Source organism: Planococcus sp. RAB007_Raresut, from assembly GCF_057369535.1.
Genome location: NZ_JBXYIF010000072.1, coordinates 1 through 300, shown reverse-complemented (window position 1 = coordinate 300; position 300 = coordinate 1). Strand labels below are relative to the sequence as shown.

The 300-nt window shown below is 36.3% G+C and carries 1 protein-coding gene; it reads left to right on the top strand.

All coding sequences use genetic code 11. The features are described from left to right. The coding region (locus AC2Q9J_RS17800) for a S41 family peptidase (protein WP_499042000.1) at window positions 1-300 on the top strand (300 nt) is incomplete at both ends.

The following is a 300-nucleotide window of genomic DNA, read 5'->3' as shown; positions in this document are numbered from 1 at the left end:
TAAAAAGTTTAAATCAAGATCAAGTACAAGGTTTGCTGTATGGTTCGATTGGTAGCACAGTACAGATATTACCAGAGAACACCACAAGTACTGTGATTTTGGTGAGAAATAAAAAAGTAGAAACAGATATCGAGACAGTATTGCTATCTAATCAAGTGCTAGTGCTTAAAGTTAAAGTTTTTCAACAAGATACAGCTAATGAGATTAAGCGACTAATTGAAGAATTTGGTTCACCAAGATTGAAAGCAGGGGTCTTGGACTTAAGAAATAATCCACGTGGTGTCCTTTCTGCTGCGGTTG